Origin of the sequence: Pseudomonas sp. G(2018) (assembly GCF_005502415.1) — a bacterium.
Taxonomy (GTDB): Bacteria; Pseudomonadota; Gammaproteobacteria; order Pseudomonadales; family Pseudomonadaceae; genus Aquipseudomonas.
The window spans coordinates 215,368-229,070 of sequence record NZ_SCOO01000003.1; the positions used below are offsets into that span (position 1 = coordinate 215,368).

At 61.9% G+C, this 13,703-nt stretch carries 9 protein-coding genes; 3 read left to right on the plus strand and 6 right to left on the minus strand.

Going from position 1 to position 13,703, the window contains the following annotated elements; all coding sequences use genetic code 11:
* Window position 1 precedes the first annotated feature (1 nt).
* From FFS64_RS04550 to FFS64_RS04575, 6 genes are read right to left on the minus strand one after another with little or no spacing between them, the layout of a single operon-like run.
* Window positions 2-811, minus strand: coding sequence for a YfaP family protein (locus FFS64_RS04550; RefSeq protein WP_137804404.1), 810 nt, complete (start codon window positions 809-811; stop codon window positions 2-4).
* Window positions 812-814: 3 nt separating this feature from the next.
* Window positions 815-2,431: a DUF2300 domain-containing protein gene (locus tag FFS64_RS04555; protein ID WP_137804405.1), complete on the minus strand. Its 1,617-nt coding sequence runs from the start codon at window positions 2,429-2,431 to the stop codon at window positions 815-817.
* Window position 2,432: 1 nt separating this feature from the next.
* Window positions 2,433-6,989 (minus strand): alpha-2-macroglobulin, encoded by a 4,557-nt coding sequence (locus FFS64_RS04560; protein WP_137804406.1) that lies wholly within the window; start codon window positions 6,987-6,989, stop codon window positions 2,433-2,435.
* On the minus strand, window positions 6,986-7,651 hold the full coding sequence (locus FFS64_RS04565) for a DUF1175 domain-containing protein (protein WP_137804407.1): 666 nt from the start codon (window positions 7,649-7,651) through the stop codon (window positions 6,986-6,988). The genes FFS64_RS04560 and FFS64_RS04565 overlap by 4 nt, the downstream gene beginning before the upstream one ends.
* Window positions 7,621-9,345, minus strand: coding sequence for a DUF2138 domain-containing protein (locus tag FFS64_RS04570; RefSeq protein ID WP_137804408.1), 1,725 nt, complete (start codon window positions 9,343-9,345; stop codon window positions 7,621-7,623). Before FFS64_RS04570 ends, FFS64_RS04565 begins: the two co-directional genes overlap by 31 nt.
* 36 nt (window positions 9,346-9,381) lie before the next feature.
* Window positions 9,382-10,170 (minus strand): YfaP family protein, encoded by a 789-nt coding sequence (locus tag FFS64_RS04575; RefSeq protein ID WP_137804409.1) that lies wholly within the window; start codon window positions 10,168-10,170, stop codon window positions 9,382-9,384.
* 353 nt (window positions 10,171-10,523) lie between these two features.
* Here FFS64_RS04575 and FFS64_RS04580 point away from each other — a divergent pair, with 353 nt between their 5' ends.
* From FFS64_RS04580 to dxs, 3 genes are all read left to right on the plus strand, one after another.
* Entirely contained in the window at window positions 10,524-10,766 is a 243-nt protein-coding gene (locus FFS64_RS04580; RefSeq protein ID WP_007894317.1) for an exodeoxyribonuclease VII small subunit, read from the plus strand.
* The gene (gene ispA / locus FFS64_RS04585; RefSeq protein ID WP_137804410.1) at window positions 10,763-11,650 is read left to right on the plus strand and encodes a (2E,6E)-farnesyl diphosphate synthase; all 888 of its coding nucleotides are present in this window, start codon (window positions 10,763-10,765) and stop codon (window positions 11,648-11,650) included. The genes FFS64_RS04580 and ispA overlap by 4 nt, the downstream gene beginning before the upstream one ends.
* A gap of 91 nt (window positions 11,651-11,741) precedes the next feature.
* Complete coding sequence (gene dxs / locus FFS64_RS04590; protein WP_137804411.1) at window positions 11,742-13,640, plus strand: 1-deoxy-D-xylulose-5-phosphate synthase; 1,899 nt, start codon at window positions 11,742-11,744, stop codon at window positions 13,638-13,640.
* Window positions 13,641-13,703: the final 63 nt, after the last annotated feature.

Here is a 13,703-nt window from a genome sequence, read left to right on the forward strand (position 1 = left end):
CTCACGGATAACTAAACCCCTTCACCAACGTCAACTCCCCCACCGCCCGCATCGGCACCAGAAACGTTTCCATCTTTTCGCTCGGTGTTCCCTCCTCCGTAATCACCGTCACCTGCGCCGTCGTCAGCGGTTGCACCGCATCCTCCTGTCCTTCGTCATCACTGCGATAGCCCCCACCGAAGTAGTTCACATACACCAGATATTGCCCCTTGATCGGCGCCGGCATGGCGAAGATTTCCGGGCCGTAGCCGGTGGTGACGTCGACATCGAGTGCCGCGCCGTTGGGTACGACGCGGTCGCCGTACCAGATGTGGGCGCCGTCGGGGGTGATGAGGTGCAGGTCGAGGTCGGTGCCGTCGCTGTCCCAGGCCAGCAACACGCGCAATTTGGCGGGCGTCGCTCCACCACTGGCGTTCAGGAACTGCGTGCGCTGGCGATGTTGATCGTCGGGGCTGCGGACTTCGACGCTGTTGCTGCCGTTGGGGAACGAGAACGGGCGATCGAAGCGGCCGGCGGGATCGATTTTCAATGGCATGCTGACGCCGTTGACGATCAGCCGACCGGGCTCGTTGGTCTTGGGTGTGGCGTTGATCTGGCCACTGATGCGTGCGGTGTTGGCTTGCCCTGGCGGCGTGTTCACCGAAGAGGCCGGGTAGTTGACGGTCTGGCGGAAGCTTTCGCCTTCACCTTCAGGGGCGCCGGTTCGCCAGCCACCAGCTGGAGTATCGAGTTTGACGCCTTGCGCCATTGCCAGCGGCAAAACCGCCAATGAACAGAGCAACAGCAAGACCTGTGGAAAGCGGAGTGTCATGGTCTATTCCAGCAAAAGGTGGCGGGCGAGCCCTTCGATGTAGGTTTCATCCTGGCCATTGGGGTGTGCTTCGAAGGCCAGGTGCAGGTATTCGTGGGTCAGATCGAGGCGGTCCTGCAGCGAGAGCACACCGCGCACGTAAATACGCTGGCATTCGCGGTCGACGTAGGGTCGGCCGAAGGTCAGGCGGCAGACGGCGAAGGTGCTGACTTCGTTGTAGCCGGTTTCGCTTTCCAGCCTCGGGCGCCAGCCGCGCCGCTGCTTCTGCAGCCAGTCCTGTGCGGCGGGCAACGCTTCGCAGGAGGCGACCGGATTGTCCCAACGGCTGAGGCTGGCGCGCGGGTAGGCGTGCAGAAGGATGGCGTCGTAACGCTGGCCGGCGTTGGCCTGTTCGACGGCTTGCTGCCAGGACAACTTGTCCGGGCCGGGTTGGTCGGAGTGGTAGGTAACGGTACTCCCGGCCAATACCAGATCGCTGGTCCATGCGGCGATTTTGCGCGACTCGACGGAGGCCGGACGCGGGGCGACCCGCTGGCGCTGGCTGCTGTCCTCGATGCTCAGGCAATCGCCATGGCGCGCGGCGTTTTGCAGCAGGTAGGTGCGGATGGCCACGGCCAGGGCTTTGGCGGCTTCGACGGGTTCGGGCGTGGCTTCGCGCTGAAGCACGCGGGCGACGTACTCTTCGCGGTCCAGGCGGGCAACAAGCTTGTTCTTGAGTAGAAACAGCTCGCCGTCGCTGTGGATAGCGAGTTGATTGCCATTGCTGAATTCGACGCGGTAATCCCCTAACAGCTGCCCCGAGTGCACTTCGCTGTTGCCCGACAGCACCCGTTCAAGTGGATAACGGGAGAACAGGCCGACTTCAACGCAACGCCCCGCATCGGAGGGCCACCCAACAGGCACAACTGCCGACAACGCCTCAGCGTAATCACGCAATACACGCTGACTGGTTCCGCGACCACCGGCCCAGATCGGCGCACCATCCGTTGTCCAGCCAGCGAATCCACCCTGGCGCGAGGCAGCATCCTGATCCCCCAACCAGCTCCAGGTTTTCACCCGCAAACGGCTGCCGAATTCGCCCACGACGTTCCCGTCAGCGGCATTCAAGACCACATCGAGCAGCACTCGTCGCGCCTGCTCCTGCGCCGGCATCACCGCCAACACGCGCAGCAATTCGGCCACCGACACCCGGGTGGCAGGCTGTAATAACGGCAAGTTCAGCAGCCACTCTGGTGCCTGTCGCGCTTGCCAATACGCTCGCCAGTCCGGGCCAGAAATGCCCAATCGCCCCGGCTCGAAATACAAGCCGCAGGATTTCACCAACGCCTGATCGCGCTCGATCTTGCCGCCCGCGGTGCAGCAATACACTTCCTCTTTGGATTGCCCGCGACATTCATACGCCGGCTCACGGGCATCGGTGTCCACCAGCCAGCCGTACACAAACAGCTTCCAAACACTGCCCAATGGCGTCTGCAACGTATCGGGCAACGGCTCGCGCGCCAGCAGCTGAGTCTTGTTCAACGACAACAATTCGCCCCTGAACGCCAGACGCAATGGTTCGTCCTGCGCCAGGGTCAGCGCAGGAATCAAACACACCAAACAGACCAGAAGCCGGAACATGTCAGTGGACCGTGACCTGACCGAGCGCCGGTTTCTGTTCCTGGGCCCGATGCTGCGGTGCATACACCTGGGTGAAACGCACGGGTGGCAGGTAGAACTGCCCCTTCTGCGAAAATCGCACCAAATGCCGCAGACGCAGTTCCCCGCTCAACGCATCCACCGGCACCGCATAGGCCAGCTGGCCCGGTTCGAAGCGGGCTTTCTCCAGCGCCGTCGGTTCGGTGCCGGCCTTGCCCATGAGTTTGATGCCCCACGTCGTGCGCTCGACATCCGCACCCGGTGGCAACGGCACTTCGAGCAAGCCATAACGCAACGGTTTCGCGGCCTTACTGGTAAGGATCACTTCGTCCAGGTACAGGCTGTCGCTGGACAACGGCGCGGTGCCGACCGGTTCGAGCTTGAAGGTGAAGGCTTCGTCCCCCGGCACCAGTCGCGACAGGCGTCGGGTGATGCTCACGTCCATTGGATCAACTTGCGGTTGCCGGGTCTGGAAACTCAAGGCAGCACGCAGCGGACGTTCTTGCGCACCGGTCAGCGACAACAGGGTGGGTACCTGAACACCCTGCCACTGCCAGTACACCTCACCGGTCACGCCTCGCGCCTGCTTCCAGCTTTCACCCGGAGTGAGTGCCACGGCGGGTGACGCCTGTTCGATGCTACGTTGCAGCCAGGTCAGGGCGAGTGCCCGCTCCAGGGTTGATTGTTGCGGCAACAAACGTTGCAGCAACGCTGTCGCGCGGACCTGATCGAAGGGTTGCAGCGACAGGTTCAAGGCTTCGGCAAACGGCTGGGAGCTGACGGCCAATCGCTGTTGTGCGTCGCCCAGTTGTCGGTTGAAAGCGTCCGGCAGAGCGACCTTCGATTGCTTGGCCAGCGAGGCCGTCATTACCCGGGCAGCCGCCAGACCAAGCGCCGAATCCGGATCGCTCATGACGAGGCTGTCGTCCCCCGCATCCATCATGTTCGCGGCGTTGCCCTCGCCGGCTTGCGCCAGATCCTCCATCAAGCCGGCGAGCAAGGTACTCACCGGTAACTGCATCTGTCTAGCGAACGACAGGATCAACGCACGCTGTAACAGCGGCGTGTTTTTCGCCTGCTTGGCGTAGACCTCCAGCACCCGCTGCCAATGTTCCGGCGGCAGATTCAGTTCCAGCACTTGGCTGGCGTGCCAGTCGGCGTAATAGGCGTAGGCGGTGAGGAATGCATCGGGTTCACCGTCCATGCCCCACCAGGTGAAGCTCGCCGACGGCCCGGCCATTTGCACCAGGCGCAAGCGGCTGTTCTGCATGATCAGGCGCAGGCGATCACGAATCTGCGGATTCGACGACAGGGTTGGATAAGCGATACTCAGCGGCAGCAAGCGACTGGCGGTCTGCTCGACGCCGCCGTACGGATAGCTCAGCAGATCATCAAGGGCCGAACGGAACAGCGCTTGCGGACTGTCATCCAGACGCAGGCGGATATCCGTGGCGTCCGCCGGCAAGGTCAGCGGTGTGTCACCACTGGCGACGTCCAGGCTTTGGCTTTGCGTGACCGGCCAACCTTCGCTGCTCGCGGTCAGGCGCACGGCCAGGGCATCGGCGGTTTTACCGTCCTGCACAAGCTCGGCGGTCCACTCGCCACTGGCCAATTCGAACGCCGGCAGCGCAATGTAGTTAATGCCGCTATTGAGCGTGACCGGAACGCGTTTTTCGCTGCCCGCATAATGAGTCACCAGCTCAGCCTTGACCGGGTTTTCGGCCTGACTGAAGGCGAACACGCCAAGATCCGGCTTGTCGCCCGCACGGAATTTATTCGGCCCGCTCCACTTCATGTACAGCGGTTTCTCCGAATGCACGAACCGCTTCCTCTGCCCGACCTGACCGTCATCGGCGATGGCCCGGGCGGTGATGCGCCAGCGGGTCAGGGAGTCGGGCATCTTGAAGGTGAACCGGGTCTTGCCGTTGGCATCGGTCACCAGCTCGGGTTGCCACGCAGCGGTGTCGACGTCTTCACGACGCGGCCGCTCCAGCACTTTCACCCCGCGCTCACTGCGGTTGGCCTTGCCCGGTGCACCTGGGCTACCCGGTAGCGCGACGTCGTAGCTGATGAACGACAGGCTGGCGCTGGTTCGCACGTTGTTACGCCGTGGATGGTAGAAAAACTGGTCGATGCTCGGCGCCACTTCCGGTTGCAGCGCGTAGACCATTTCGTCGACTACGCTGACGGTCAAATGCGCCGGGACCGGCTTGCCGGCAAACTGCGTGGTCAGATCCACCGACACAGTGTCGCCGGGCTGATAGGTGTCCTTGTCGGTGGCGATGGCCACGTCGATCTGCGGCACGATCACCTTGATCCCGGCATTCTGGAAGCTGTACTGACCGCCCTTGGTGTACAGCACCGAGAACGTCAGGTTCGGCGTGAAGCTGTCCATCACCGGGATGCGGGCGCGGTACTGGGTGTCGCTGAGTTTTTCCATCTTCAGCCAGTCACCACCCTTGGAGAGCAACGCGGTAGCCTCGACCTTGTCGCGTTCCAGCGACAGCAGTGCATCGCTGATCGGCTCAGGGAAGGTGATCAGCGCCAACGCTTCATCGCCCGCCTTGTACTCGGGCTTGTCGAGGACGATTTCCACGGTGCCGGGTACCGCTTTGACTCCGTCGCCGGTGACTGAATGCCCGGTAGCGCCGAGGGTTCGGCCGTGGTCATCCCTGAGGGTCAGGTTGTAAGTACCCGGACGCTCGAAGGCCAGGGTGAAACCTTTATCGGTGGCCGTCAGTTTGCCTTCGCCGGTGCTCTGATCCTCCAGTCGTACCCAGCCGTAACTGCTCGGCGCAACCGATTGGGCTTGCTCACTTTCATTGGCATAACTGAACGTCACCTTGTCGCCCACCGCGCTGAAGCGCTGCGGTGCACTCAAGCGGAAATTCGCTGCACCGCGATCGATGAGGATTTCCTTGGTGGTCTTGACCCGATACGCCGCGCCATCGCTGGCGAACACGGTGAGCATGTAGCGGCTCGGTTTCTCGGCGGCGGGCAAGTCGAGGGTGGCGTTGCCCTTGGCATCGGTGGTCAGCTCGGTGCTGGTCAGTTCCACCGGGAACTGCCCGAGATACTGAAGCTCGTTGTCGACCATCGACAATTGCTGGGCGCGCAGGCTCAGACTCAATTTGGCGTTGGCCACCGGTTTGCCGTCCGGGTACAGCAGCACCAGGCTGCCCTTGACCGGTTCACCGGTGCGGTAATCCTGCTTGGCCAGATTCAGCGAAATCTCGAAATGCGGCTTGATGTATTCGGCCACGCGGAAGGCGCTGCTGTAGGCCTGATCCTTGTAGTTGAACCGCAGCTCATAACCACCGGCCACGGCATTGTCGGGCAACTGGAAACGGCCTTGGGTGCCGGCCTTGGAATCGAGCTTCAAATCCAGGGACTGCAGCGCCGTGCCGGTCGCATCAAGCACCGTCACGTTGACGTCGGCCGCCGTCGGCAACACCGAGTCCCGGGCATTCTTGAACTCGCGTCCAACGATTTTCAGCGACACCCAATCCCCCGGCCGATACAGCGGTCGGTCAGTGAATGCATAGAGCTTGGTGTCGTAGATCTCGCTGTCGTAGTAGAAGTTTTCCGAGACAAAAACACCGCCCTCCTCGTCCTCGCCGATCACAAATGAACGTTCCGGGCTGACGTGTTTCAGGCGCAACAATCCGTCGGTATCGGTGGTGCCGCTGCTCATCACGCCCAGGCCATCGGTCCACAGCACATTGACCTTGGGCACCGAACTGCCTTCGTGTTTGCGCGCGGCCCATACCAGCAATTCATCGCCGGCAATCTTGCTCACCGCCACGGTGTTGGAGACGAAGACCATGGTGGTCGCGCGGTACTTGCCGATCAGCGCTTCCACCAGATACAGACCCGGCTTCAGGTTGCCCAGCGGGATATAGACATTGCCGGGCGCGACGCTGACGAACTCACTGGAGGACCCGGCCAGAGTCACACCGGCCGGAGGCTGGATCGGCTTGGCTTGCCACAAGGGATAACGAAATTGACTGACCACCGGCAGACCCGGAATCAACGCGAATTGCGGCTGCGCGTCGTAGGGCGTTGGCGCGGCCATGGCGGCGCCCATTTTCAGCTCCGGCACTTCCTCGGTGACTTGTTTACGCGACTCGTAGGAAAACGCCCGCTGCATCAACCGACGGGATTTGCGGTACCAGTTGTCCCACAAGTACGCCAGGGTGTTTGACAGGCCTTCGCCCTTGAACTGGCCATCGCTGACCACGCGGTGCAGGTTCTTCTGGCGCTTGAGGAAGTCCAGCGGCTTGTCGATCCGATACACCCGAATGTCCGCACCGCCGTAAGGCTCCATGCGGAACCGGCGATAGTCGCGACCGGGCGCTTCGAGGCGCACCATCGCCTGTTCATCACTGGCAAAACTGCTGTCGGCCAGCAGGAAAAAACTTTCACCGGCCACCGGCGTATAACCGCTCGGCTCGACGGTGTCTTCGGCCTGCACCGCCGAAAAAGGCAGCGCCATAACCAACAGCAGAGGCAGAAAACGCAGCATGCGCGCACCGATCATTGGGAGAGAAAATTCAGTCGATAGACGCCGATGAAGTTGGGGTTGGCGGCATCGGGTATCCATCGGGTGTCCTTCCATGTCATGAGTTGTTGCAGGCTTGCCGAGCGCATGCCGTTGTCGGTGGGGGTGGTGGTGCCGGTGTGATAGGCGATGTAGCGGCCCATCCAGATCATCAGGTGCTGGTCGTCGCCCTGATCGAAAAACATCAGGTCACCGGGGCGGGCCTGGGCCACGTCACGACCGACCAGATGACTGTTGAACTGGATCAGCTTGATCGCGTTAACGTACGGCCCGACCTTGCCGCCGCCCTGTTGCCATTGCTGCGCGAGGCCACGCTGGGCATCGCTCAGTTGCAACTCCGGCGGCAGGTAGCGATTGGACAGACCGTTGCTGCGCAGCCATTTGTCGTCGTGGACTTTCAGCGCTTCGTTGGCGGCAAAGCGCACCAGCCCGGCGCAGTCTTGCTGATACCAGCGCGGGCTCGGGCCTTGAGTCAGTTGCTCCTGAGCGATGCGCACGAACCAGGCGCGGAACACCTGGGATTGCTGCACATCCAGCGCCGGGGTTTCGGTGGCCAATACTTGCCCCGTCAGCAACAGCGCCAACAGGCCGAAGCTTCGGATCAGTCCAGTCACAGCGCTTTCCACTCCAGCGGCAGCCATTGCCAGTGGCCGTCGGGTTCGCTGCCTTCGGGCAGGGTCAGGGCGTACTTGCCGTAACCGCCGAGCGTGCGCAGTTTCGGGATCAGGTAGGTTTGCGCGGCGTTATAGAACACCGGTTCCATGTCCTGGGGCAGGCTATCGAGGGTTTCCTGTTGCATCAGTTGCGCCATGGAATCCGGGCCGAAATAGACCGGTATCAGCAGGTCTTTCGGCACCACATCTGCCATGGGCGGGAAGCGTTTGTCGAGGGTGCCGAGCGCCTTGTCCACCAGTTTGTCGTCGAGGGAAAACAGCAGCGTCGAACCATGCCGCGCCAGGCTCACGCGCATGAACGCCTTGCCGCTGATTGCGTCTGGCTGCTCGGCGTCCTTGGCGGCATACGGGCCGAAATTGGAGCTGACCTGGCGCTGCCATTGATGGGTTGTGCCTTCCTGTTTCTCGACGACCGGGAACGCATGTTCTTCGACCTTGCCTTCATAAGCGCCCACCATCGAACCGAACAGTTTGCCCAAATCACCATCGAGTCTGGCGCTGTCTTCATCCTTGAGGCTGGCCACCAGCAACGGCGTGTACAGCCGCGAATCGGCGTACCAGCACAGGCCCGCGGCACCAGCCATGTGTTCGATCAACGCTTGGGCTGTGTTCTCTTCGGCGCCAAGTTTCACCAGCAACGGCTTCTGGTGTTCGACCGCGAGCGGCAAAGCCACGCAGGCGCTGGCGCCCATGGGCATGGCTTGCCAGATCGGTTTGAAATCGAAATCCGGCTGGTTGTCCAGTTCGTCCATGGCGAGGAAGCTGTGCCAGCCTTTGTCGTCCATGTCGAACCGCAGGCCGGCGAAGTTCGGAATAAAACGCTGGTACCCCATGGCCAACACACTGGCATTGACCGATAGCCGCTGCTTGACCTCCGGTGCCCGGGGTTGCAGACCGAAGGCTTCAGGGAACAGTTTGTCGCCGTTGAGCAGCGCGGCAATGGCTTGGGTAGACACACTGCCCGACTCTTGCGTGATCCCGCTTTGTGGATCGTAGAGCTTGGTCGGATTCGACATCACCACCAGTTTGTCGCCATGGGATGCAAACAGCAGCGCCTTGCTGGCGTTGTAGGTGAGCTGATAAAGCACTACGTCATCGGCGCCGACTTTCACGTCAGCGATCTTGCTCAGTTGCGAATCATCCAGCGCCACTTTCGCCAGGGGCTCGAGCACCTTGGCCAGGCCGCCGCGATCCATCACCAGCAGGAAATCCCTGAGCCGCCCGTCCGCCCCACGCCACAGCGCCACATCGGCCGGCTGATCGAAGAGCTGCTCGATCAACGAGTCCTGCAACTTCAAGTCGTGTTCGTAAATGATCCGCCGCAGACTGCCGATCAGCCCGAGGCGGTCGGCGTGGGTTTCGTAATAGAAGACGAAATCTTCGGTCAGGGTTGCCTTGAGGAACGGCACTGCCAGCAAGTCTTTGGGCAGTTGGCTCAGGGAGCGGGTTTCCAGCAAGCCATCGGGACGGCTCATGCCGAGTTTTTCAGCCGCCAGTTGCGGGGCCGGGGCTTTGCTTTTTTGCATCAACCAGCCCATGCCGGCGGCCACGCCCGCGACCAGACACGCACCGACCACAATGGCCGGCCAACGGCGTGACGGTTTGACGCTCGGTGTTTCGGCGGCCGGGGCAGCTGACGGTAAATCATTGCTGTCGCTCATGTTTACAAAGCCCAATTCATCCGTGGTGCGGGATGCTTAATAGTTGAAAGTCTTGACCAGCAGCAGGTCACCGATCGCGCGCAGAGGCACGATGAAGGTCTCGCGTTTCTCGTCGATGGTGTTTTCGTTGAGCACCAGATTGATCTGCGAGGTGATCACCTCGTTCTGGTTGCCGGCCTCATCGAAGTTATAGCCGCCGCTGCCGAAGTTGCCCCAATAGTTCACGTAAACCAGATAGGTGCCATGCAGCGGCGCGGTCATGGTGAACATTTCCGGGCCGGGGCCATCGACGCCATCCGGGTCGAGGCCACCGCCGTTGCTCATCGCCGGACGAGCCCAGAACGCATGTTGACCGTCGGGGGTAACGATGTGCAGGTCGAGTTCGGCTTTCGGATCGTCCCAACCCAGCACCACGCGAATCCGCGCAGGCGTGCGCAGGTTGTTGGCTTCATAGAATTGAACGCGCTTGAGCGACTGGCCTTCGACGCTACGCACTTCGACGCTGTTGGAACCGGCACCGAACGCATAGGGCCGGGCGAAACGCCCCTGATCGTCGGTGTAAAGATTCAGTGGGTTGCCGTTGACCGCCAGAGTATGGGGACCGCGTTGCGTGCCGATGGCCTTGAGCTGGCCTTCGATCATCGTGCGGTTACGCTGCACGCCCCGGTCAATGGGTGGCGTGGGATAGGCGACTTGCGGGTTTTCCGTACGATCCAGCAAGCCATTGAAGCGCCAGCCGCCCACCGGCTCCGACAACTCGGCACTCGGTGCGGCCAAGGCCGGCGCGCAGGCCAGCCCGATCAGCAGCAAAAGGAATGAACGCATGTGACGCCTCCTGCCATGCATGACGGAACCTTGCGCCTGATCCTCGGCGCGTTACAGAGGTAGATACTGCGTTTCGTCTGAAAGACCCGGGAATAGAGGGTCTGATATGGCACGAAGGTTAGACGGGCAGGTATTTTTTAACAATCGGATGCGTCTGGATTTGCGGGAGGAATCACGGTGAGCCGATTAGCGTTCCTATTCGGCTCACAAAATGAGCCGAATAATTGTAGAGTTGAGTCGCCACAGGACTGGTTCAACCCAGGAAACGATGGCGCAAATCCCCCGCTCATTTGCCCATAAACCCCCTATCTGCTAGTGTCGCGCCGGTTTAACGTCAACCGGAAATCGCCGCCATGGCCCGCAAAAAAGCTGCACTGGATTTCGAACAGTCCCTCGCCGACCTGCAAACGCTGGTGGAGCGTCTGGAGAACGGTGAATTGTCGCTGGAAGACTCGTTGACCGCTTTCGAGCAAGGCATCGGGCTGACCCGCGATTGCCAGGCGGCGCTGGCCCAGGCCGAGCAAAAGGTTCAGGTGCTGCTCGAGCGCGATGGCGAGTTGGCCGAGGAACCCTTCGACGCGGATCAACCAGAATGATTGCAGCGTATTCGGCGACCAGCCAGGCCCGTGTCAACGCGGCCCTGGAAACCCTGTTCACCGCGCCGGGCCCGGAGCTGGCGCGTTTGTACGAAGCCATGCGCTACAGCGTGATGAACGGTGGCAAGCGCGTGCGTCCACTGTTGGCCTACGCCGCGTGCGAAGCACTGGGCGGCAAGGCCGAGCAAGCCAACGGCGCGGCCTGTGCGGTGGAGTTGATCCACGCTTACTCGCTGGTGCATGACGATTTGCCGGCGATGGACGATGACGATTTGCGTCGCGGCCAGCCAACCACTCACAAGAAATTCGATGAAGCCTGCGCGATCCTCGCCGGCGACGGTTTGCAGAGCCTGGCCTTCAGCGCCCTGCTTGACCCGCGCCTGAGCGACGCCGACGCCGAGATTCGTCTGCAAATGGTCAGCGCCCTGGCGCAGGCCGCAGGCCCGGCGGGCATGGTCGGCGGTCAAGCCATCGACCTCGGCTCGGTCGGCCTGAAACTCGATCAGAAAGCCCTCGAATACATGCACCGGCACAAGACCGGCGCGCTGATCGAGGTCAGCGTCAAACTCGGTGCCCTGGCCAGTGGCCGTGCCGAGAAGGACGAACTCAAATCCCTGCAGACTTATGCACAGGCCATCGGCCTGGCGTTCCAGGTCCAGGACGACATCCTCGATGTCGAAAGCGATACCGAAACCCTGGGCAAACGCCAGGGCGCCGACATTGCCCGCGACAAACCGACCTACCCGTCCCTGCTCGGTCTCGACGCCGCCAAGGCCTACGCCCTGGAACTGCGCGATCAGGCCCTGCATGCCCTGCGACCGTTTGACGCGGCAGCCGAGCCCTTGCGCGACCTGGCCCGTTATATCGTCGAACGCCGCAACTGACGGCGTATCCGCCAAAAAAGACCAACGCGTGGGCAGGGACCGATGCATCAGGTAAACTGCCGCATCTTTTATACCTATAACGATTCGCCTGATGCCCACGACGTTTCATGAGATTCCCCGCAAGCGCCCGACCACGCCCCTGCTCGACCGTGCCGACACGCCGGACGGCCTGCGCCGGTTAGGCGAAGCCGAGCTGGAAACCCTGGCCGATGAGTTGCGCCTGGAATTGCTCTACACGGTCGGTCAGACCGGCGGGCATTTCGGTGCCGGCCTGGGCGTGATCGAGCTGACCATCGCGTTGCATTACGTTTTCGACACCCCGGACGACCGGTTGGTGTGGGACGTGGGTCATCAGGCTTATCCGCACAAGATCCTCACCGGTCGCCGCGAGCGCATGGGCACCCTGCGCCAGAAGGACGGCATTGCCGCGTTCCCGCGCCGCTCCGAGAGCGAATACGACACCTTTGGCGTCGGCCACTCCAGTACCTCGATCAGTGCCGCGCTGGGCATGGCGATTGCCGCCCGGCTGCAGAACAGTGATCGCAAGGCGATTGCCGTGATCGGCGACGGTGCCCTGACCGCCGGCATGGCGTTCGAAGCGCTGAACCATGCGCCGGAAGTGAACGCCAACATGCTGGTGATCCTCAACGACAATGACATGTCGATCTCGCGCAACGTCGGCGGCTTGTCGAACTATCTGGCGAAGATCCTTTCCAGCCGCACCTATGCGAGCATGCGCGAAGGCAGCAAAAAAGTACTGTCGCGCCTGCCCGGTGCCTGGGAAATTGCCCGTCGCACCGAAGAATACGCAAAAGGCATGCTGGTTCCCGGCACGCTGTTCGAAGAACTGGGCTGGAATTACATCGGCCCGATCGATGGCCACGACCTGCCGACCCTGATCGCCACCCTGCGCAACATGCGCGATCTCAAAGGCCCGCAGTTCCTGCACATCGTCACCAAAAAAGGCAAAGGCTTCGCTCCGGCCGAAGTCGACCCGATCGGCTACCACGCGATCACCAAACTTGAACCGCTGGATGCACCGGCCGCCGCGCCGAAAAAAGCCAGCGGACCAAAGTACTCCGGTGTATTCGGTGAATGGCTGTGCGACATGGCAGCGGCCGACCCACGTCTGGTCGGGATCACGCCGGCAATGAAGGAAGGCTCCGACCTGGTGGCCTTCAGCGAACGCTTCCCGCTGCGCTACTTCGACGTGGCGATTGCCGAGCAACACGCCGTGACCCTCGCCGCCGGCATGGCCTGCGAAGGCGCGAAACCGGTGGTGGCGATCTACTCGACGTTCCTGCAGCGCGGTTACGACCAGCTTGTCCACGATGTGGCGGTGCAAAACCTCGACGTGCTGTTCGCCATCGACCGCGCCGGTCTGGTGGGCGAAGACGGCCCGACCCATGCCGGTAGTTTCGACCTGTCGTTCCTGCGCTGCATCCCCGGCATGCTGGTGATGACCCCGAGCGACGAAAACGAGCTGCGCAAAATGCTCACCACTGGCCACTTGTACGAAGGCCCGGCGGCGGTGCGCTATCCGCGCGGCAATGGCCCGAACGCGGCCATCGAGAAAGACCTCGAACCGATCGAAATCGGCAAAGGCGTGGTTCGCCGCCAGGGCAGCAAGGTCGCCCTGCTGGTGTTCGGCGTGCAACTGGCCGAGGCGCTGAAAGTTGCCGAGAAGCTGGACGCCACCGTGATCGACATGCGCTTCGTCAAACCCCTCGACGAAGCACTGGTGCGTGAAATCGCCGCCAGCCACGAGCTGCTGGTGACCGTCGAAGAGAACGCGATCATGGGTGGTGCTGGCGGTGCGGTCAGCGAATTCCTCGCCCGGGAAAACATCCTCAAGTCGGTGCTGCACCTGGGCTTGCCGGATATTTACGTCGAACACGCCAAGCCTGCGCAAATGCTGGCTGAGTGTGGGCTGGATGAAGCCGGGATCGAAGCTTCGATTCGCGAGCGCCTGCAACTGCTCAACCTCTAAACGCCAAACCCTGTGGGAGCGGGCTTGCCCGCGATAGCGGAATGACAGTCAACTTTTTCATTG

Coding starts and splice junctions, on each gene's coding strand:
- FFS64_RS04550 (WP_137804404.1), bottom strand. CDS start 811: ATGACACTCCGCTTTCCACAGGTCTTGCTGTTGCTCTGTTCATTGGCG.
- FFS64_RS04555 (WP_137804405.1), bottom strand. CDS start 2,431: ATGTTCCGGCTTCTGGTCTGTTTGGTGTGTTTGATTCCTGCGCTGACC.
- FFS64_RS04560 (WP_137804406.1), bottom strand. CDS start 6,989: ATGATCGGTGCGCGCATGCTGCGTTTTCTGCCTCTGCTGTTGGTTATG.
- FFS64_RS04565 (WP_137804407.1), bottom strand. CDS start 7,651: ATGGCTGCCGCTGGAGTGGAAAGCGCTGTGACTGGACTGATCCGAAGC.
- FFS64_RS04570 (WP_137804408.1), bottom strand. CDS start 9,345: ATGAGCGACAGCAATGATTTACCGTCAGCTGCCCCGGCCGCCGAAACA.
- FFS64_RS04575 (WP_137804409.1), bottom strand. CDS start 10,170: ATGCGTTCATTCCTTTTGCTGCTGATCGGGCTGGCCTGCGCGCCGGCC.
- FFS64_RS04580 (WP_007894317.1), top strand. CDS start 10,524: ATGGCCCGCAAAAAAGCTGCACTGGATTTCGAACAGTCCCTCGCCGAC.
- ispA (WP_137804410.1), top strand. CDS start 10,763: ATGATTGCAGCGTATTCGGCGACCAGCCAGGCCCGTGTCAACGCGGCC.
- dxs (WP_137804411.1), top strand. CDS start 11,742: ATGCCCACGACGTTTCATGAGATTCCCCGCAAGCGCCCGACCACGCCC.